Raw genomic sequence first — 17748 nt, 5'->3', positions numbered from 1 at the left:
CGGGGCGGAAATGTAGATAGCATTTCCGCCCTGAATATTTGTAATGGGGAATAAGCATGTCTTTGTCTTCGCGTCTTCGTGCCGGAGAAACAGTTCTTTCTGCATGGTCATCCTTGCCGGAAGCACTCACTGTAGAAGTTCTGGCGCATAGCGCCTTTGAAGCGGTCACGCTTGATATGCAGCATGGTGGCCATGATGAGCAGAGCGTTCTGCGCAGTCTTGGCTTGATTCTGAATGCGGGCAAGCCGCCGGTTGTTCGTGTTCCTGTTGGACGCTTCGATATGGCAAGCCGTGCGCTCGATTTTGGCGCGCAAGCCGTTATCGCGCCAATGATTAACTCGGTTGAAGATGCGCGCAAATTTGCCGCTTCAATGAAGTATCCGCCAATAGGCGAGCGTTCTTGGGGCGTGTTCCGCGCCAATGCCGATTACGGCGCACCGGGCTCGAATGACTATCTTGTCTCGGCCAATCAGGACACACTTGCTTTCGCGATGATTGAAACACGCGATGCTTATGATGCACTGGATGCCATTCTTGATGTGCGTGGCATTGATGGTGTTTTTGTTGGCCCTGCGGATTTCTCGATTGCCTGGAGCAATGGCCGCGAAGCCAATCCGAATTCCGAAGCCATCATTGAACCAATCAGCACAATTGCCCGCAAGGCGGCTGCCGCTGGAAAATTCGCCGGCATCTATTCGCCTTCGGCAGAATTCGCGCGGCGTTATATCCCGCTTGGCTTCCAGTTTCTGACACTTGGAAATGACGGTGGCTATCTGCGCCTTGGCGCAAAAACACTGATAGATGCTGTTCGTTCATAAAGAAAAGCGGCAGATTTTTCATCTGCCGTTTTCAAAAGTTAAATTGAATCTTTTTGTTTAGAAAAGCATACAACACATTGATTTAATGTGATTTTGGTGGTTGCAGATTGGTCATGAATTCTGCAAAAACCATCGTGCCTTCGGGCCATGGTCCGTGACCTGAGTCCGCGTTGATGTGGCCGGAATCACCGGCATCAATCAACATTGCACCCCAATCCTTCACCACGTCTTCTGCGGCTTCAAAGCTGGAGAAGGGGTCGTTGCGGCTGACAACGGCAATCGTTGGAAACGGCAAACGCACACGTGGGTAAGGGCCGAATGTCATGAGGTGCTTCGGTCGGATTTTTTCATTCGCCACATCGGGAGGCGCAACAAAAAATGCACCAGCAACCTTGTGCTGAATTTGCGGAATGGCATGAACAGCTGTGGCAACGCCAAGTGAATGAGCAACGAGCACAACTGGCTTCGTTGTTTCATTGGCGGCTTTGACCACCTGTGCAACCCAATCGTCTTTGACTGGCTTCGACCATTCCGCCTGTTCAACCCGCCTTGCCGTGGAGAGTTTTTTCTCCCAACGGGTTTGCCAGTGATCGGGGCCTGAGTTGGTGTAGCCGGGAATAATGAGAATATCTGCGTCTTTGACTTTCATGACCCCTATTTAGAGCTGTTTCAATGCATCTTCAAGCTGGGCTATAGCGCTGTTTTACGAGCGTAGGTGATGCAAATGATGAACAGCTTGTTCGCTGATCGCTATCTTGTGAAACGCTCGCTAAATTGTGATCTTTGGAGGGAAGATAATTACGGAGAGGGTTCCACGGCTATGACCATAAGCAGAAGAACGATACTTGGTTCTGCAGGCGCTGCTGTGATGAGCAATATCCTTTCCGCGCGTGCGGACATGCCGCCGAAGGAGAATAAAATGACAGATACACTGAATATGGCGACTGCTGAAAAGAGCGCTCCTTTGCCTTTCGCAATGACAACACCGGTGCGTGTCGCACGCGTGGGCCTTAAGGCACGTGATGCGGAGGCACTGGCCGAGTATTACCGCGATGTCGTGGGCTTACGTGAAATGACACGCCGTGGCGCTTCTATTGTACTGGGCGCAGGCGACCGTGAGTTGATGGAAATCGAGCAGTTCTCTGCTGCAAAGCCTGATGATCCACGCAGCGCTGGTCTCTACCACACGGCTTTCCTGCTGCCGACCCGTGGCGATCTCGCACGCTGGTCACGCCGCGCTATCGATAAGCAGCTGCCTGTCGCCGGTGCTTCGGATCATAATGTCAGCGAGGCCATTTACCTGACCGATCCCGAAGGCAACGGCATTGAGATCTATTCCGACCGTCCACACGATACCTGGCAGTGGAATGGTGATCGCGTGAAGATGGGCACCGAAGCGCTCGACGTCAAAAACCTTATCGACGTTGTTGATCGCGAAGGCGGTGAGTGGATCGGCGCGCCACAGAATACAGTGGTCGGTCACGTTCATCTGCGCGTCGGCAACGCGCAGGATGCGGAAGCCTTCTGGCATCAGCAGCTTGGCTTTGACACTGTTCAAACCTATGGCGACAAGGCCGTGTTCTTGTCCACTGGCGGCTATCACCACCACATTGGTGCCAATGCCTGGCAGAGTTCAGGTGCTAGCTTGCGCGATAAAGATCGCACTGGTTTGGCATGGGTTGAATTGGAAGATACGCGTGGCGGTAATAACCACGTCTTTGAAGACCCATGGGGCAATGTGATCAATACGATCAAAAAGAGCGCCTGATTTGAATGTCAAAAAGCCCCATGTTTACAGAAACATGGGGCTTTTTTCGGATTCGTTTTATGAAGGCTTATGCTTCACCGAAAACCCGTTTGAAAATCGTATCGACGTGTTTCGTGTGATAGCCAAGATCGAACTTTTCGCGGATCTGTTCTTCGGAAAGCGCTGCACGAACTTCCTGATCAGCAAGCAATTCTTCGAGGAAGTCTGCACCCTGTTCCCAGACCTTCATGGCATTGCGCTGCACGAGGCGGTAGGAATCTTCACGCGATACGCCAGCCTGCGTGAGTGCCAGCAGAACGCGCTGCGAATGCACAAGACCACGGAACTTGTTCATGTTTTTGAGCATGTTTTCCGGATAGATCACCAGCTTTTCGACAACGCCAGCCAGACGGTTGAGCGCAAAGTCGAGGGTGATCGTGGTATCCGGGCCAATCGCACGCTCAACGCTTGAATGCGAAATATCGCGTTCATGCCAGAGAGCAACGTTTTCCATGGCAGGCACAACCGACATACGAACCAGACGGGCAAGGCCGGTCAGGTTTTCTGTCAGAACAGGGTTGCGCTTGTGCGGCATTGCGGAAGAGCCTTTCTGGCCGGGCGAGAAGAATTCTTCTGCTTCCAGAACTTCCGTGCGCTGCATGTGGCGGATTTCGATGGCGACGTTCTCAATCGACGAGGCAATAACGCCGAGTGTTGCAAAGAACATGGCGTGACGGTCGCGCGGGATAACCTGCGTTGAAACTGGCTCTGCTTCAAGACCAAGCTTTTCACAGACATATTCTTCAACGCGCGGGTCGATATTGGCGAAGGTGCCAACAGCGCCCGATACAGCACCGGTCGCGATTTCCGCGCGTGCTGCAACGAGGCGTGCACGGTTGCGCACCATTTCGGCGTAGAACCGGGCGAAAGTCAGTCCCATTGTGGTCGGTTCGGCATGAATGCCATGGCTGCGGCCAATACGAACGGTATCCTTATGCTCGAATGCGCGCTTTTTAAGCGCTGCCAGCACACGGTCCATGTCTGCGAGAAGCAGGTCAGCGGCACGAACGAGCTGCACATTAAGCGTTGTGTCGAGCACGTCCGACGAGGTCATGCCCTGATGCACGAAACGGCTGTCTGGACCGATGAATTCAGCGAGATGCGTGAGGAACGCGATGACGTCGTGCTTGGTGACGGCTTCGATCTCGTCGATGCGCGCAACGTCGAACTTGGCGGCATCACCCTTTTCCCAGATGGTCTTTGCAGCTTCCTTCGGGATGACGCCCAGTTCAGCAAGCGCTTCGCAGGCATAGGCTTCGATCTCGAACCAGATGCGAAACTTTGTTTCGGGAGACCAGATGGCGACCATTTCTGGTCGGGAATAGCGCGGGATCATGGGCATATCCTGTTTTGGCGGCCCGTCTGCTGGGCTGCAGGTATTTAGAGGGAATACGCGGTGTTTAGCAGAGCGTAAGGCTCTGCTCAACGCATTCCACCGGAAAAGTGGCTTGTTTAGCGTGCTGCTTCTGCGGCTGCGCGAATGGATTTGATGTTGGCGGCATAGCTCTCGACTGAGTTGCCTTTATAAACAGCAGAACCGGCGACAAGAATATTGGCGCCGGCCGCAACGACCAAACCGGCAGTGTCTGGCGTAATTCCGCCGTCAACTTCAATATCAATCGGGCGGTCGCCAATCATCTCGCGCACGCGTTTGATCTTATCGAGCATCGGCGCAATGAATTTCTGGCCGCCAAAGCCCGGATTAACAGTCATGACAAGTACGAGATCAACATCATCAATGACGTTGGTCAATGCTTCGACAGGGGTAGCGGGATTGAGCGCCAGACCGGATTTCTTGCCCAAAGCGCGGATGTTCTGGAGTGAGCGGTGCGTATGCGCGCCAGCTTCGGCATGAACCGTGATCAGGTCACAGCCTGCATCGGCAAAAGCTTCAAGATAGGGATCGCAAGGCGCGATCATTAGATGCGTGTCGAAGAAAGCCGGCGTGCGCGGGCGAATTGCTTTCACCACCTGTGGGCCAAACGTAATATTCGGTACAAAATGCCCATCCATGACGTCGATATGAATCCAGTCGGCACCGGCTTCAAGCACGGCATCGACTTCTTCTCCCAGACGCGCAAAGTCGGCGGATAAAATGGATGGGGCGATAGCGATAGGACGCATGGTTGTCTCCCTTGGCAAACACTTGCCTTATTCAAACAAAAAAGCGTCCGACCTTTGCTGGCCGAACGCAGATATTGATTTCTAGCCCCAGCGCTTGTGGAACCACATCCACTGGCCAGGATATTCGCGCACCCAGCCTTCAACCGTATCGTTGAGGAGCTGCGCGGTCGCGGCGATATCGATCTCACCCTTTTCATCGCGCGGCAGTTCCATGCGCTCTTTTAGCTCAAGCCGGTATCGCCCGCCGGGCAGGCGAATGCAGCGCGCCGGGTAAACGTCGCAATCATACTGGCGCGCGAGCTTTGCGAGCAACGGATTGGTCTTAACCGGACGGTTGAAGAAGGTCGAAGGTACTCCACGCTGGAACTTCTGATCCACCAGCATACCGACATTGCCATCAGCATCCAGAACGCGCGCCAGCGACCATGCGGCGCCAGCCTTTGATGGCACCAGATGCCCCATATTGGTCTTACGTGCTTTGAGAACGGTCTTGGCAATATAGGGATTGTTCGGCGGGCGGAAGAGGGCGGTTACATCCAGACCGAACGTACCGGCGCAGATCGGCAGAAGCTCGAAATTGCCGGTATGTGCGGTGAAGAAGATGTGCGGCTTTGTCTCGTCACGCAGACGTTCGAAAATCGGAATGCCGTCAACTTCAATTAGGCCGGGTTCTGTAGCGTTCGGATCAAAATCGAAGATCGCATCGAGAAAGATATATTCTGCGAAAAGACGCGCCATCGAATCCCACATTTCGACGGCGATCTTTTCGATTTCAGCATCGCTCTTCTCAGGATAAGCATGACGCAGATTGTTGGTCGCGACCTTATGCCGTGGCGTGAGTGGGCCTACTTTGCGCGCAAACCATGCAGAAAAGCGGATTGCGCTTTTCGCAGGCAGGAGACGCAGCAGAGCCAGCGCGATAAAGACGGCCTGCGCCCAAAGCCAGTAGTTAAACTGCTTGAGCTTGCGTGACCACTTGAAGAGAAGAAGCTTAATCTTGAACATTCAGGCTTAGTCGATCTGCAACACGATCTTGCCAAACACGTCACGGCCTTCCATGCGCTTCAGAGCGGTGCCAATGTCATCAAAGCCGACAATGGTGTCGATGACCGGATGAACAACGCCCTGCGCCATTTTCTGCATCGCATCAGCCATGTTTTCCATGCGGCAGCCAAAGGAACCGAGGATTTTAAGCTGCTGCTGGAAAAGCTGCATCAGGTTCATGTTGGTTGAAACGCCAGAGGTCGAACCACAGGTCACGAGCCGTGCGCCGCGCTTCATGCAAAGCATTGAGCCTGCCCATGTGTCTGCACCGACATGTTCGAACACTACATCAACGCCCTTTTTCTTGGTGAGCTTGCGCACAACACCTTCAAAGCGATCCACGCGATAATTGATGACATGATCGGCACCGAGTGCCTTGGCCTTTTCGATCTTGTCGTCCGAGCCAACGGTGGTAATGACCGTGCAGCCCATCTTCTTGGCAAGCTGAATGGCAGCCGTACCGATACCGGAGCCACCAGCCTGAACCAGAACGGTTTCACCCGGCTGGAGCTTCGCATTATCAAACAGCATATGCTCGACCGTACCAAAGGTAACAGGAGCAACAGCCGCACCAATGGCATCAACGCCGGGAGGTGCGGGAACCAGCAAACGTGCTGGCAGATTAACCGCTTCACAGGCAAAGCCATCAAGATGGAAGCCATGAACGCCGCCGACATGCTCACAGAGATTGTCGCGACCTTCGCGGCAGGCCTTGCAAAGACCACAGGTGCGCGCACCATAGATCGAAACAAGCTGACCCGGCAGAACATTGGATACGCCGGGGCCGATTGCATCGACGACGCCGGAAGCTTCTGCACCGATCACCAGAGGCATCTTGCGCTTGGCAAATGCCATGCCGCGCCAGCCCCATACGTCAATATGGTTGAGTGCGACGGCCTTGATACGGACTGTCACTTCACCATTGCCGGGGGCAGGTGGCGGAGCAATATCGGTCATTTCAAGACGACGATCGTCGAGAAGCTGCAAGGCGCGCATGAATTTATCCTTTTCAAGACATAATCCCGGAAAGCAATCTGCTGACCGGGATTACCGAGAATATATAACTTTGGACCCGATTAATTCGGATTTGCTGTCAATACAAGGCTGGTATTCTGTCCGCCAAAGCCAAATGAGTTGGAAAGCACGGTAGAAACCTGTGCGTCGCGCTTCACATTTGGCACGACATCCAGCGGAATTGCCGGATCTGGGTTGTCGTAATTGATGGTTGGAGGCAAGGTGCCTGTCTGAATTGTCAGCAATGAGAATACCGCTTCAATCGCACCGGCAGCGGTCAGCGTGTGGCCGATCATCGACTTGTTCGATGAAACAGGGATCGAAGAGAGCCGGTCGCCAAACACAGTTGAAAGCGCAAGATATTCCATCTTGTCGTTCTCAGGTGTGGAAGTGCCATGTGCATTGACATAGGAAAGCTGATCTTCGGTAAGGCCTGCATCACTAAGTGCGGCACGCACTGTACCAATTGCAGGTGAAGCGTCGGGCTTTGAGCGGGTGCGGTGGAAATCATCAGCCTTTTCGCCACAACCGGCAAGAATGCCAAGCACTTTCGCGCCACGCGCAAGCGCGCTTTCAAGCGATTCCATGACCAGCGCACCAGAGCCTTCGGCCATGGCAAAACCATCACGGTCTTTGGAGAAAGGCTTGGATGCCTTTTCCGGCTTGTCGTTCTGTGTGGACAATGCCGAGAGCAGCGAAAAGCGAATGAGCGATTCAGCCGATACCGAACCATCTGTGCCAATCGAAAGAACACGGTCACTTTCGCCACGACGAATGGCCTCAACGCCGAGCTGAATTGCGGTTGCACCTGAAGCGCAGGCGGTCGAGAGTGTTACCGGCAGACCGCGTGTGCCAAAAGCTTCCGACAGGCGTTCTGCTATATAGCCGAACTGTGTTGTATTGAAGAGCTCATCCTGACGTGTACGACGGCAGGCTTCAAGCAGAAGCTGATAGCTTGCCGGGCCTTCATCCTTGATGCTGGCATCCAGTGCAAAGCGGCTCTTCCAGTCGAGCTCAACAGGAGGGGCTGCAAGGAAAAGCGGGCCGCCAAAATTGGTAACTGAAAGACCTGACTGGGCGAGGGCTTCTTCACCGGCAAGACGCGCCAGCGCCTCAGACAGCGCGGACGAGCCAATATTGCTTTCAGGAAGAAAATCCACCGTGCCGGAAAAGCGCGTTTTCAGGCTTTCTGTCGGAAAACGGCTGATTTCATGAATGCCCGAGCGTCCACCGGTAAGCGAGGCCCAGTTGTCTTCCTTGCCCTGTCCGAGCGAAGAAACAACGCCTGCACCCGTGATGGCAACAATGGGACGGCCGAGATGGTCTGTATATTTGGTCATCTTATGCTCTCACCAGCTTTGCGGCACCTTCAGCGCGTGTTGCACCGATGGTGGTGACAATGGCTTCACTGATTGTTCCATCAATGGCTTTTTCAGCCGCGCTTGATGGTGTGAAAGCCTCACCTTTCCAGACAGAAATCGCTCCAAGCGCCAGCGCCAGCGGAAACTGTGCTTCACGCAAATGACCGGTCAGGCCGGCAATCCCGCGATAGGCGGCATTGATGCCTTCAAGTGCTGCCTTTTCACCAGTTGTTGCAGCATGCGCGCCGGAAGCACCCGAAACCACATATTGAGGCTCTTTGCCGCCATTGGCCGCAATCACAAGATCGCGAATTGCGTTTGTAAGATCAGCAGTATCGCGGCGGATTTGCTCGCTTTCAATGCTTGCGATCTCGGCATAGGCACGTGCACCGCGCTTTTGCGCGTGTTCAGCGCTTTCGAGCACCAGAAACACGCCGCCAGAACCGGAAATCATGCCACCACCGGCTGAACCTTCACGCTCCCAGAGCGGTGCCCAACCATCATGCTTGAGCAAACCGCCAAGCTCGTGGCCGAGAATCATATCGAAATGTTCAGCATTATAAGAGCCGCCGACCAACGCATGCGTGCTCTGTCCTGAACGAATGCGGGCAGCCGCTGTTTCAATAGCCGAAATACCCGAACCTTCCTCGCCCATGAAGGTGCGCGAAGAACCGGTGACTTTGTGAACGATGGAGATATTGCCCGCCAGCAGGTTGGAAAGCTGGGCAAGAAACAGGGTAGGGCGCAACTCTGTCGAGAGCTTCTCGTTGAGCATCTCACCGCGATTATTGCTGATGCGTCCTTCTTCGAGAATTTGCATATCGACAGTAATGTCGCGTTCACCACCACCGGCTCCCACGATCATGTCCATGCTGGCGCAAAGGGCTTCGTTGTCCTTGATACCGGCATCTTCGAGCGCAAGGCCTGCCGCATAGGTGCCGAGCCGCTGCCATGTTTCCATCTGGCGCTGGTCGCCACGCTTGGGTATCTGCAACCCCCAATCGACTTCACCAAGCGGATGAACTGTATAGGGCGCAAAGGCTTGCTTTTCGAGGCGCGGTTGAGAACCTGACGTTGAAAAAGCGTTCCAATGCGCATCCAGCCCTTCGCCGAGCGAGGAGATGATGCCAATACCGGTAATGACGACTTTATTGCTTTGCATGGTTCGGCCTGCCCGTAAATGCTGCGCTTGATCCTGAAACGGAATTAGGGCGAACAGGGATGTTCACCCTTTTTAACGCATCCCGAAAAGTGTGAAACGGTTTTCGGATAAGATGCGCGTTAAAAATAAGTTAGAGCGCCAATCTGATTTTATCAGATCGAAGGCGCTCTAATACCGTCAGCTTGCGTGGCTGTTCAGCCCTTCTTGGCTGCAACCAGCTCGTCAATCTTGGCGCAGAGGTTTTTCAGAACGAAGTATTCTTCGGTCGGAGCCTTACCTTCGTTGACTTCCTGCGTCCACTGTTCAAGCGGAATCTTGATGCCGAATTCTTTGTCGATAGCGAATACGATGTCGAGGAAGTCGAGGCTGTCGATGCCAAGATCATCAATGGTATGGCTATCGGGCGTGATGGTGTCACGGTCGATTTCGCTTGTTTCGGCAATGATGTCGGCGACTTTGTCAAAAGTAGAGGACAAGTTTCGATTCCTTTATTCTTGGCGATGCCACAACAGGCATGCGTCTGAGTATCTGCGCGTATCTAGCGTTTTTCCGATGATAGGGAAAGTCATAATAGTTCCACGATCACCGGCATTTCGCTGGACTTTGATTGCGCATATAAGGTGCACAATGCGCCAAGCGCAACATAAAGCCCATTACAAAAAATTGAAATGTCCTTCGGAGGGGGCTTGTTCAGGGTTCATTCCTGATCCGCTTGATGAAGTACCAAAGGCCAATGGCGGTGCATGCAAGCATGATGATTGCGAGCGCATATTGCACCGGTCCATTGCCGGATGCGATTGCCGCAAGGCCTGATATTGCGCTGCCCAAAGTGCCGAGCGCTTCTGGATGTTTGAGTGCGGTACTGATGGCTGTATCGCTTTGGCGGGCTTTCGGTAGCGGGTCAGCATTCGGCTCGGCGGGTTCGGTGGCAGGGGGCGTTGCGGCCAATGCGAGCGCGCGTGAGCGCACCCGCTCCACCCGCGCCAGCCAGCCATTGCCAAAGGTTGCAGCCGTGGAAAGTCCCTTGAGCCACGCTGCGCGTGCATCGCAGAGTGCATTGATAATGACTTCTGGAGGATAACTGGAAACTGCTGCAATGGTTTGTGCGCCGATTACAGCATCTTCTGGTTGATTGACGATTCCTTGCAGTGTTTTTGCAGCCCGCCCCGGACCGGAGTTCACCGCAAAATCAAACACGGCATAGTCGACCCCCGATGGCAGCTTGTCGCCGTCAACCTTGTTCCAGAATTGCTGTTGATAGATTTTTGTTGCTTCTGCCGGAGAAAGTTTCTCAACATCCAGTTTAGAGACAGGGTGCCCCTTCCATGCAGACAGTGTTGCTATGGTAATTCCCATGTTGGTCGCCCCACCGGGATCGCGGGGATCATCTGCATATCCGCCTTCTTCACTGAAAATATAGGGCATAATATTTTTGAAATTTTCTTTCATCGCTAAAACCCCTAATTTAGTTAATAATATTAAATTAATACTTGTTATATATTTATATTACGCTGAAATTTGACAAAATAATATTAACTTATGTTTTCCGGGTCTTGCTGGGCGGTTTTAATAATCGGTGTTCCCTCTTGCGTCATCTTCACGATGCGGATTTGATGCAGCTTTCGAAAACACATCAAAATGGGCGAGCACAGTGACATCGGAAATTTTTGGATATGCACCCGACGGGCAGGCGGTTTATCGGATGACCATTGCCAATGGTCCGCTTGAGGCAAAGATTATCACATGGGGCGCAGCCATTCAGGACCTGCGCATGGAAGGGCACGATGCGCCGTTGGTTATAGGCTATCGTGACTTTGCCGATTATCCTGAACACTCGCCGCATCTGGGCGCAATTGCGGGCCGCTTTTCCAATCGCATTCGCAATGCTCATTTTGAGATTGATGGTAAAGGCTACGATGTCGAGCCGAATTTTCAGGGCATTCATAATCTCCACGGCGGAAGTCATGGTCTTGGCAACCGGGTCTGGAAGGTTACAGGCTCTGGCTCAGATTTCGTGACGCTTGCAACGATCGCAGCCGATGGTGAGATGGGTTTTCCGGGCAATCTGAAGGTAAGTTGCACTTATATGCTCAATGCACACGGCACGCTGATTGTCCGCCTTGAAGCCGTCACTGACCAGCCAACACCCTGTAGCCTTCTCCATCACAGTTATTTCAATCTCGATGATGGTGGCGAGAGTGATATTCTTGATCATCAGCTTAAGATCGAAGCCGAGGCCTATATGCCCGTTGATGAAGCGCTGATACCGGATGGCCGCATTCTGCCGGTCAAAGACACGCCCTATGATTTCCGGGAATTTCGTCCGATTCGGTTTAATGAAAACGGCAAGCAACTCGAATATGACAACAATTTCTGCTTAACAGCTGCGCGCGGACCGTTGCGCCCTTGCGCTTCCGTCAAGGGCGCGCGTTCTGGCATCCGTCTTGATATTGCGACCACAGAACCTGGTGTTCAGTTCTATGCGGGCAATACGATGGCCAATGACTGCATTGGCCTGACAGGTAAGCCCTACGGCAAACATGCGGGCTTCTGCCTTGAGCCACAGCTGTGGCCTGGCTCGTTGGAATATTCTTATGTGCCGCAGTCGATTCTGCATCCGGGCGAGGTATACGCCCAGATGAGCCATTTCACATTTACGCGTGACTGATTTCGCTAAGATACGCGGCGCGCGCTGCTTCCATTGGAGCGAGTGCGCCGCGAATTTCAACAACACGGGCAGCAACCGCATGGGCTTTTCGCGCAGCCTCAACGGGTGACAGGCCCTCAAGACGGGCGGCAAGATAGCCGCCGTTAAAACTGTCGCCGGCCCCTGTCGTATCAACTGCATTGGCCTTGACGGCAGGCACAAGGGCCTGTTTGCCGTCAGCGATAATAAGCGCAGGCTCGGTGCCGTCTTTCACAACGATTTCCTTCACACCCAGGCCGATAAGCCGATCTGCACAGGCTTGCGCAGTTTCGTCGCCAAACAACGCCTGCTCATCCGGAAAGGTCGGCAGCGCAATATCGGCGATCTGCATCGCCGCGCTGATAATTTTTTTGGCGGCTTCGCGGTCTGGCCAAAGCTGATGACGGAAATTGGGATCAAAAGCGATAAGCGCGCCATTTGCACGGCACTCGCGCAAAATATCGAACAATGTTTCGCGGTGCTCAGGAAACACAATGCCAACCGAAATACCGGAAAAATAGATCATATCACGATTGGCGAGACTTAATCTCAGCGCATTCTCATCGCTTGCGAGGCGCTTTGCTGCGGCGTCACTGCGCCAATAGGTGAAGGAGCGTTCGGCACCGTTCAGGGTAATTGCGTAAAGACCCGGATGAACGCCTTTGATGGTAGGGCTGTGGGCAATACCAATGCCATTGGAGGTGAGAAAGTCGCGCTGCTTTTTTGAGAACTCGTCTTCGCCAAACGCAGTAACATAATCTACAGGAAAGGCCTGATCCGTGAGCGCGCGCGCATACCAGGCCGTATTGAGCGTATCACCCGCATATCCCATGCGCCATTGATCGTCACCATTGCCTGAAAGCTCGATCATGCACTCACCGATCGACGCAAAACCACCCATAGTCATCTCCTAATTTTATCCGGGAATACGCCTATACGAATTTGTCAGGATGTAAAATATTGATGTGATCTTCCTTTATCGACTTGCCACATTCGGCGTGTAACGATCCCGGCAAAAGAGGAATCACGATGCGTTACGCAATCTATTTTACGCCGCCGTCGGGTGATGCGCTTTTGAAAGTCGCGGCAAACTGGCTGGGGCGCAGTGCATTTAGTGGAGAGGCGGTTAAGGTTCCGGCGATTCGCACACTCGCAGCCGAAGATATCGCCGCGTTGACCGAAGAGCCGCGCCGTTATGGCTTTCACGCAACGCTCAAGGCGCCGTTCAGGCTGGATACAGCTTATAATGAAAGCGATTTGCTTTCGGCCCTGATGTATTTTGCATCGTCGAGCCGGCCATTCATGATTCCACGCCTGCGAGTACAGGGTATAGGTCCATTCTTTGCGCTGGTGCCGGAAGAGCCGGTTGCGGAGCTTAATCAGCTTGCCAATGATGTTGTTGTCTCGTTTGACCGTTTTCGTGCGCCTCTGCGTGATTCCGAAATTGCAAAGCGCCGTCCCGAGCGCTTAAGCGAAGCGCAGCGTCAAAATCTTGATCGCTGGGGGTACCCATATGTTTTCGATGAGTTTCGTTTTCATATGACGCTCACCGGATCGGTGGAAGAAAAACAGCGCCCGCATGTCGAGCGCGTGCTTGATGATTTTTTCGCACCTGTTCTGGACGATGCGGTGGAGGTTGCCAATCTTGCTTTGTTTGTTGAATCGGAAAAAGGTGCACCTTTTGAGATTCATTCGCTACATCCGATGACCGGTGGTAATAAGATTCCCAAACGGTCCTCGCGGGCTGTGGGGAGGCCTTAAGGGATGACGACGGAATTAATTCTGAAAAATGCAAGCATCGTGCTGCCGGATGAGGTTATCCGCGGCACGGTGAAAATCGTTGATGGAATCATTGCTGATGTTGCGTCTGGCTCGTCTGTGTCTGGTAAAGACATGGAGGGAGATTATCTGACGCCGGGGTTGGTGGAATTACACACCGACCATCTTGAAGGGCATTATGCGCCGCGTCCGAAAGTGCGCTGGAATCCGATTGCGGCCGTTCAGGCCCATGATGCGCAGATTGCGGCGTCGGGTATTACCACGGTTTTTGACGCTCTTCGTATTGGCTTTGATGAAGAAGCGCAGACCGGTATTGATGATATGCGCAAGCTATCATCAGCCATCGCCGAAGGGCGCGAGGCAGGACGGCTGCGCGCAGACCATTTTCTGCATTTGCGTTGTGAGGTTTCGGCTCCTGATTGCCGTAGCGCTTTTGAACGGTTTGGTGAACATCCGCTGGTCCGACTGGTGTCATTGATGGATCACGCGCCGGGACAGCGCCAGTTTACGGATTTAGAGACCTATAAGCTTTACTACATGAGCAAGCTTAGGGTCTCGGAAGAAGAATTTATCCGCTATTGCGAAAAGCGTATGGGGCAGTCACAACAGCATTCGGTATCAAACCGAACGGCCATTGCGAGTGCTTGTAATGCACGTGGAATTGTTCTTGCCAGCCATGATGATGCAACAGTGGATCATGTTATGGAAGCAAAGACACAGGGCATTCGCGTTGCAGAATTTCCGACCACGCATATGGCTGCGCAAGCCTCGAAAGAGGCGGGGATGTCGGTTCTGATGGGCGCGCCCAATGTCGTGCGTGGTGGCTCGCATTCTGGCAATGTTTCGGCCCGTGAACTTGCGAAAGCAGGGCATCTTGACATTATTTCGTCAGATTACATTCCGGCAAGCATGATGCAGGCGGCATTTTTTATGGCTGATGTGATGGATGAAATCACCCTGCCGCAGGCGATTAAACTTGTCTCAGCCAATCCGGCAAAGGCCGCTGGTCTTGATGATCGCGGAGAAATCGCGATTGGCAAGCGTGGCGATCTGGTTCGTGTGCAGATTGCTGAACATGTGCCGATTATCCGCACCGTATGGCGTGAAGGACGGCGCGTGATTTAACGCGCGCCGTTTTTAATATTAAGCAGCAGCATCAGCAAGAGAGAGAAGGCCGGTATCGCCGTCTACCGAAAGTTTCAACTCGTGATAGCTGTTGATGCTTCTATGTGACGTCTTTGGTGAATGCGGATGTGTTGCTGTCACCACCACAACGCTTGCCCCTGCCGTTTCGCCTGCAACAATACCGGCGGGCGCATCCTCGAAGACCAGACAATTATGCGGGTCAAAACCAAGGCGCTTTGCACCAAGCTGGAAACATTCCGGGCTTGGTTTCCCCCGTTCGACGTCTTCCGCAGACACAATTGTCTTGGGCATCGGCAATCCGGCAGCTTGAAGGCGACGACGCGCAAGCTCAATCGGTGCGGATGTCACAATTGCCCATAGGTCTTCGGGGAGAGAATTGACAAAATCCAGCGCACCTTCAATGGCGACAATCCCATCGAGATCAGCCATTTCGGCATCAAGCAGAATTTTGGCTTCTGTATCGGGATCAAGATGCGGCAAACCAAGCCTGCGCACCGTATCGACCGCACGAACACCATGAATGGTTGGAACAAAAGTGACCGGATCAATGCCATGGCGGATAGCCCATTGTCCCCAGACGCGTTCTGTTGCCGCTATTGAACTTAGAACAGTACCATCCATATCAAACAGAAAAGCATCGAAGGTTTTATTGAAGGGGGACAGGTCGGTCAAAACGGGGCCTCGAACTTTCATGGTCAGAATCGTGTATGATGATCTTAGAGCGCATCCCTAAAAGTGTGAAACGCTTTTCGGATAAGATGACCGCCCCGGCAACTTGATCATTTGCAGCGTTTGTGGCTTTTTGCGCCACTTGAAGCGGGGCATTTTATATGAAGCCAGCAAGCTTGCATGAATCGCATTCTCAGGATTATTGCTTAAATGACTGATATTAAATATAAAAATCACAATTATCCTGATCACCGGTTCTCCGTAGCACCTATGCTCGACTGGTCCGACAGGCATTGTCGTTATTTTCATCGACTGTTTTCAAAGCGTGCGCTGCTCTATACCGAGATGGTTGTGGCCGATGCGGCCATTCATGGACCGCGCGAGCGTCTTATGGGTTTTGATAACACGGAGCACCCGATTGCGCTCCAGCTTGGCGGCTCCGATCCAGTCAAGTTGCAGGAAGCAGCACGGATTGGTGCGGGCTTTGGCTATGATGAAATCAATCTGAATGTCGGTTGCCCGTCTGATCGCGTTCAATCAGGAACTTTTGGCGCCTGTCTGATGCAAACACCGGATGTGGTTGCGCGCTGCGTCGCGGCCATGAAAGAAGCCGTTTCCGTGCCGGTGACTGTTAAATGCCGGATCGGGGTCGATGATCAGGACCCGGAAGAAGCCCTTGATGCATTGGCCGATCAGACTCTTGAAGCTGGTGCTGACGCGCTCTGGGTTCATGCGCGCAAAGCCTGGTTGAAAGGTTTGTCACCGAAGGAAAACCGCGATATTCCACCGCTTGATTATGATCGCGTCTATCGTTTGAAGCAGCGCCTTGCTACGTCCTTCATTGGTATCAATGGGGGGGTCGGCTCTCTGCAGGAGGCCGTTGCGCATCGTGATCATGTCGATGGCATTATGCTGGGACGTGCCGCCTATCACAATCCGGCCATTCTCGCTGATGTTGATCATCTCATGTATGGCGATGACGAAAAGCCAACCGATATGGCTGAAATCATCGAAGCAATGTGCGCCTATATCGACAGGCATATTGCAGATGGCGGCAGGCTTTCCCATATCAGCCGCCACATGGTCGGCCTGTTTATGGGGCAACCTGGTGCACGCCGTTGGCGCCAGATATTGTCAACGGATGCGTCCAAGCCCGGTGCAAACAGTGATGTGCTGCGTCAGGCCTATGCCTCCGTCATGGAAGCCAGTGCGGAAGCAGCCTGACTTAATCCATCATGATCAACTGATCGCCGCGAACGCTGAATCCGCCCAGTGTTTGAAGGAAGTTCATACCGAGCAAGCTGCCGGTCATCAGGCCTTCCTGCGTGACCATGGCGCGAATATTGTGCCGCTCAATATCGCCAATCTGCAATGTCGCAATGGTTATGCTGGCGGCTGTCGCTCTGCCATTGGCCGTATTAATCGGTACGTTATAGGAAAGCGATGAGGTGTCTATGCCCGCGCGCTCGGCGTCTTGTTTTGAAAGCACGACGGACGATGCGCCGGTATCGACGAGGAAATGCACACGCGCATCATTGACGCGACCATTCACCTCAAAATGACCGTTGGACGATTTTGCGAGCGTGACTGTGAGCGAGCCATCGGCGGCGCGCCCTGAAATCGGGCTGCCGGGAATAAGCCCGGCGGTGATGCGGCTTCCGACATCCTGAAGCTCGTAGCGATATTGATAGGCGGCAACCAGAGCAAGAATGATGACGGCCCAAACGGCCATATTGCGCGCGAAATCGCTGAGTTTGATACCGGAGCCCAATATGCCTGCCGCAAGCACGACGCCCCAAATACCCATATAGGCAGCCTGACCAAATGCATCATTGGCAAGGCCGAGCGTTGTGCCGCTATCATTGTTTGCCATCAGCAGCAGAATAACAACTGCAATGGCTGCAATCACGATCCAGAACAAACGCCCCATCAGTCTTCTTTCTTTTCCAGTTTTTCATGCCGTGCCGGTAACAGCGCCATGATCGCCTTTCGTTCGTCCTGCTTCATAGCGGACCAACCGGCAATTTCATCAAGGGTGCGTGCGCAACCGAGGCACAAACCGCTTTCGCTGTCTATCACGCAGACGAGCACACATGGAGTTTCGATCGCTTCTGCACTCATGGGATCAATGTGGTTTC

General features: G+C 53.3%; 19 protein-coding genes. 6 read left to right on the top strand and 13 right to left on the bottom strand.

Going from position 1 to position 17748, the window contains the following annotated elements:
- Nucleotides 1–50 precede the first annotated feature (50 nt).
- A complete protein-coding gene (locus VBH83_RS05480) occupies nucleotides 51–818 on the top strand; it encodes an HpcH/HpaI aldolase/citrate lyase family protein (protein ID WP_265983876.1) in 768 nt (255 codons plus the stop codon).
- A gap of 82 nt (nucleotides 819–900) precedes the next feature.
- Here the strand turns inward: VBH83_RS05480 and VBH83_RS05475 are convergent, their stop codons facing one another.
- Entirely contained in the window at nucleotides 901–1467 is a 567-nt protein-coding gene (locus tag VBH83_RS05475) for an alpha/beta hydrolase (protein WP_265983592.1), read from the bottom strand.
- A 249-nt stretch (nucleotides 1468–1716) separates the two neighbouring features.
- Here VBH83_RS05475 and VBH83_RS05470 point away from each other — a divergent pair, with 249 nt between their 5' ends.
- Nucleotides 1717–2586: a VOC family protein gene (locus VBH83_RS05470; protein WP_396996710.1), complete on the top strand. Its 870-nt coding sequence runs from the start codon at nucleotides 1717–1719 to the stop codon at nucleotides 2584–2586.
- Nucleotides 2587–2653: 67 nt separating this feature from the next.
- Here VBH83_RS05470 and purB read toward each other — a convergent pair whose 3' ends face one another.
- The 8 genes from purB to VBH83_RS05430 form a co-directional block, all read right to left on the bottom strand.
- Nucleotides 2654–3961 carry an adenylosuccinate lyase gene (purB, locus tag VBH83_RS05465; RefSeq protein ID WP_265983593.1) on the bottom strand — a complete coding sequence of 436 codons (1308 nt, stop codon included), beginning with the start codon at nucleotides 3959–3961 and terminating at the stop codon, nucleotides 2654–2656.
- A 116-nt stretch (nucleotides 3962–4077) separates the two neighbouring features.
- Entirely contained in the window at nucleotides 4078–4749 is a 672-nt protein-coding gene (gene rpe / locus VBH83_RS05460) for a ribulose-phosphate 3-epimerase (protein ID WP_265983594.1), read from the bottom strand.
- Between the two features lie 81 nt (nucleotides 4750–4830).
- The gene (locus tag VBH83_RS05455) at nucleotides 4831–5754 is read right to left on the bottom strand and encodes a lipid A biosynthesis lauroyl acyltransferase (RefSeq protein WP_265983595.1); all 924 of its coding nucleotides are present in this window, start codon (nucleotides 5752–5754) and stop codon (nucleotides 4831–4833) included.
- 6 nt (nucleotides 5755–5760) lie between these two features.
- Nucleotides 5761–6789, bottom strand: coding sequence for a zinc-binding dehydrogenase (locus VBH83_RS05450; protein WP_250039692.1), 1029 nt, complete (start codon nucleotides 6787–6789; stop codon nucleotides 5761–5763).
- An 80-nt stretch (nucleotides 6790–6869) separates the two neighbouring features.
- The gene (locus VBH83_RS05445) at nucleotides 6870–8147 is read right to left on the bottom strand and encodes a beta-ketoacyl-ACP synthase (protein WP_265983597.1); all 1278 of its coding nucleotides are present in this window, start codon (nucleotides 8145–8147) and stop codon (nucleotides 6870–6872) included.
- Between the two features lies 1 nt (nucleotide 8148).
- A complete protein-coding gene (locus VBH83_RS05440; RefSeq protein WP_265983598.1) occupies nucleotides 8149–9330 on the bottom strand; it encodes a beta-ketoacyl-ACP synthase in 1182 nt (393 codons plus the stop codon).
- Between the two features lie 194 nt (nucleotides 9331–9524).
- Nucleotides 9525–9806 (bottom strand): acyl carrier protein, encoded by a 282-nt coding sequence (locus VBH83_RS05435; protein ID WP_024897522.1) that lies wholly within the window; start codon nucleotides 9804–9806, stop codon nucleotides 9525–9527.
- Nucleotides 9807–10020: 214 nt separating this feature from the next.
- Nucleotides 10021–10779, bottom strand: a complete 759-nt coding sequence (locus tag VBH83_RS05430) for a glycoside hydrolase family 108 protein (RefSeq protein WP_396996670.1) — start codon at nucleotides 10777–10779, stop codon at nucleotides 10021–10023.
- 202 nt (nucleotides 10780–10981) lie between these two features.
- Between VBH83_RS05430 and VBH83_RS05425 the strand changes: the two genes are divergently transcribed.
- A complete protein-coding gene (locus VBH83_RS05425) occupies nucleotides 10982–11998 on the top strand; it encodes an aldose epimerase family protein (protein ID WP_265983601.1) in 1017 nt (338 codons plus the stop codon).
- On the opposite strand, the gene VBH83_RS05420 is transcribed toward VBH83_RS05425, so the two are convergent.
- Nucleotides 11985–12917, bottom strand: coding sequence for a sugar kinase (locus tag VBH83_RS05420; protein WP_265983602.1), 933 nt, complete (start codon nucleotides 12915–12917; stop codon nucleotides 11985–11987). The genes VBH83_RS05425 and VBH83_RS05420 overlap by 14 nt on opposite strands.
- A 128-nt stretch (nucleotides 12918–13045) precedes the next feature.
- Here VBH83_RS05420 and VBH83_RS05415 point away from each other — a divergent pair, with 128 nt between their 5' ends.
- On the top strand, nucleotides 13046–13777 hold the full coding sequence (locus VBH83_RS05415) for a DUF1045 domain-containing protein (protein ID WP_265983604.1): 732 nt from the start codon (nucleotides 13046–13048) through the stop codon (nucleotides 13775–13777).
- Between the two features lie 3 nt (nucleotides 13778–13780).
- Nucleotides 13781–14920 (top strand): alpha-D-ribose 1-methylphosphonate 5-triphosphate diphosphatase, encoded by a 1140-nt coding sequence (locus VBH83_RS05410; RefSeq protein WP_265983606.1) that lies wholly within the window; start codon nucleotides 13781–13783, stop codon nucleotides 14918–14920.
- Nucleotides 14921–14938: 18 nt separating this feature from the next.
- On the opposite strand, the gene VBH83_RS05405 is transcribed toward VBH83_RS05410, so the two are convergent.
- Nucleotides 14939–15613 carry an HAD family hydrolase gene (locus VBH83_RS05405; protein ID WP_396996708.1) on the bottom strand — a complete coding sequence of 225 codons (675 nt, stop codon included), beginning with the start codon at nucleotides 15611–15613 and terminating at the stop codon, nucleotides 14939–14941.
- Between the two features lie 207 nt (nucleotides 15614–15820).
- On the opposite strand from VBH83_RS05405, the gene dusA reads away from it, so the two are divergent.
- Nucleotides 15821–16834: a tRNA dihydrouridine(20/20a) synthase DusA gene (gene dusA, locus VBH83_RS05400; RefSeq protein WP_396996666.1), complete on the top strand. Its 1014-nt coding sequence runs from the start codon at nucleotides 15821–15823 to the stop codon at nucleotides 16832–16834.
- Nucleotide 16835: 1 nt separating this feature from the next.
- Here dusA and VBH83_RS05395 read toward each other — a convergent pair whose 3' ends face one another.
- Together VBH83_RS05395 and VBH83_RS05390 are read right to left on the bottom strand one after the other, a co-directional pair.
- Nucleotides 16836–17540 (bottom strand): TIGR02281 family clan AA aspartic protease, encoded by a 705-nt coding sequence (locus VBH83_RS05395; RefSeq protein WP_265983609.1) that lies wholly within the window; start codon nucleotides 17538–17540, stop codon nucleotides 16836–16838.
- Nucleotides 17540–17731, bottom strand: coding sequence for a DUF1289 domain-containing protein (locus VBH83_RS05390; RefSeq protein WP_265983610.1), 192 nt, complete (start codon nucleotides 17729–17731; stop codon nucleotides 17540–17542). The genes VBH83_RS05395 and VBH83_RS05390 overlap by 1 nt, the downstream gene beginning before the upstream one ends.
- Nucleotides 17732–17748: the final 17 nt, after the last annotated feature.

Origin of the sequence: Ochrobactrum sp. S1502_03 (assembly GCF_044435015.1) — a bacterium.
Taxonomy (GTDB): domain Bacteria; phylum Pseudomonadota; class Alphaproteobacteria; order Rhizobiales; family Rhizobiaceae; genus Brucella; species Brucella chromiisoli.
This window is presented reverse-complemented; position numbering and strand designations above follow the sequence as displayed.

Excerpts from the sequence above, each read along its gene's own strand:
- VBH83_RS05475 (WP_265983592.1), bottom strand. The coding sequence starts at position 1,467 with ATGAAAGTCAAAGACGCAGATATTCTCATTATTCCCGGCTACACCAAC.
- VBH83_RS05470 (WP_396996710.1), top strand. The coding sequence starts at position 1,717 with ATGCCGCCGAAGGAGAATAAAATGACAGATACACTGAATATGGCGACT.
- purB (WP_265983593.1), bottom strand. The coding sequence starts at position 3,961 with ATGATCCCGCGCTATTCCCGACCAGAAATGGTCGCCATCTGGTCTCCC.
- rpe (WP_265983594.1), bottom strand. The coding sequence starts at position 4,749 with ATGCGTCCTATCGCTATCGCCCCATCCATTTTATCCGCCGACTTTGCG.
- VBH83_RS05455 (WP_265983595.1), bottom strand. The coding sequence starts at position 5,754 with ATGTTCAAGATTAAGCTTCTTCTCTTCAAGTGGTCACGCAAGCTCAAG.
- VBH83_RS05450 (WP_250039692.1), bottom strand. The coding sequence starts at position 6,789 with ATGCGCGCCTTGCAGCTTCTCGACGATCGTCGTCTTGAAATGACCGAT.
- VBH83_RS05445 (WP_265983597.1), bottom strand. The coding sequence starts at position 8,147 with ATGACCAAATATACAGACCATCTCGGCCGTCCCATTGTTGCCATCACG.
- VBH83_RS05440 (WP_265983598.1), bottom strand. The coding sequence starts at position 9,330 with ATGCAAAGCAATAAAGTCGTCATTACCGGTATTGGCATCATCTCCTCG.
- VBH83_RS05430 (WP_396996670.1), bottom strand. The coding sequence starts at position 10,779 with ATGAAAGAAAATTTCAAAAATATTATGCCCTATATTTTCAGTGAAGAA.
- VBH83_RS05420 (WP_265983602.1), bottom strand. The coding sequence starts at position 12,917 with ATGGGTGGTTTTGCGTCGATCGGTGAGTGCATGATCGAGCTTTCAGGC.
- VBH83_RS05415 (WP_265983604.1), top strand. The coding sequence starts at position 13,046 with ATGCGTTACGCAATCTATTTTACGCCGCCGTCGGGTGATGCGCTTTTG.
- VBH83_RS05410 (WP_265983606.1), top strand. The coding sequence starts at position 13,781 with ATGACGACGGAATTAATTCTGAAAAATGCAAGCATCGTGCTGCCGGAT.
- dusA (WP_396996666.1), top strand. The coding sequence starts at position 15,821 with ATGACTGATATTAAATATAAAAATCACAATTATCCTGATCACCGGTTC.
- VBH83_RS05395 (WP_265983609.1), bottom strand. The coding sequence starts at position 17,540 with ATGGGGCGTTTGTTCTGGATCGTGATTGCAGCCATTGCAGTTGTTATT.
- VBH83_RS05390 (WP_265983610.1), bottom strand. The coding sequence starts at position 17,731 with ATGAGTGCAGAAGCGATCGAAACTCCATGTGTGCTCGTCTGCGTGATA.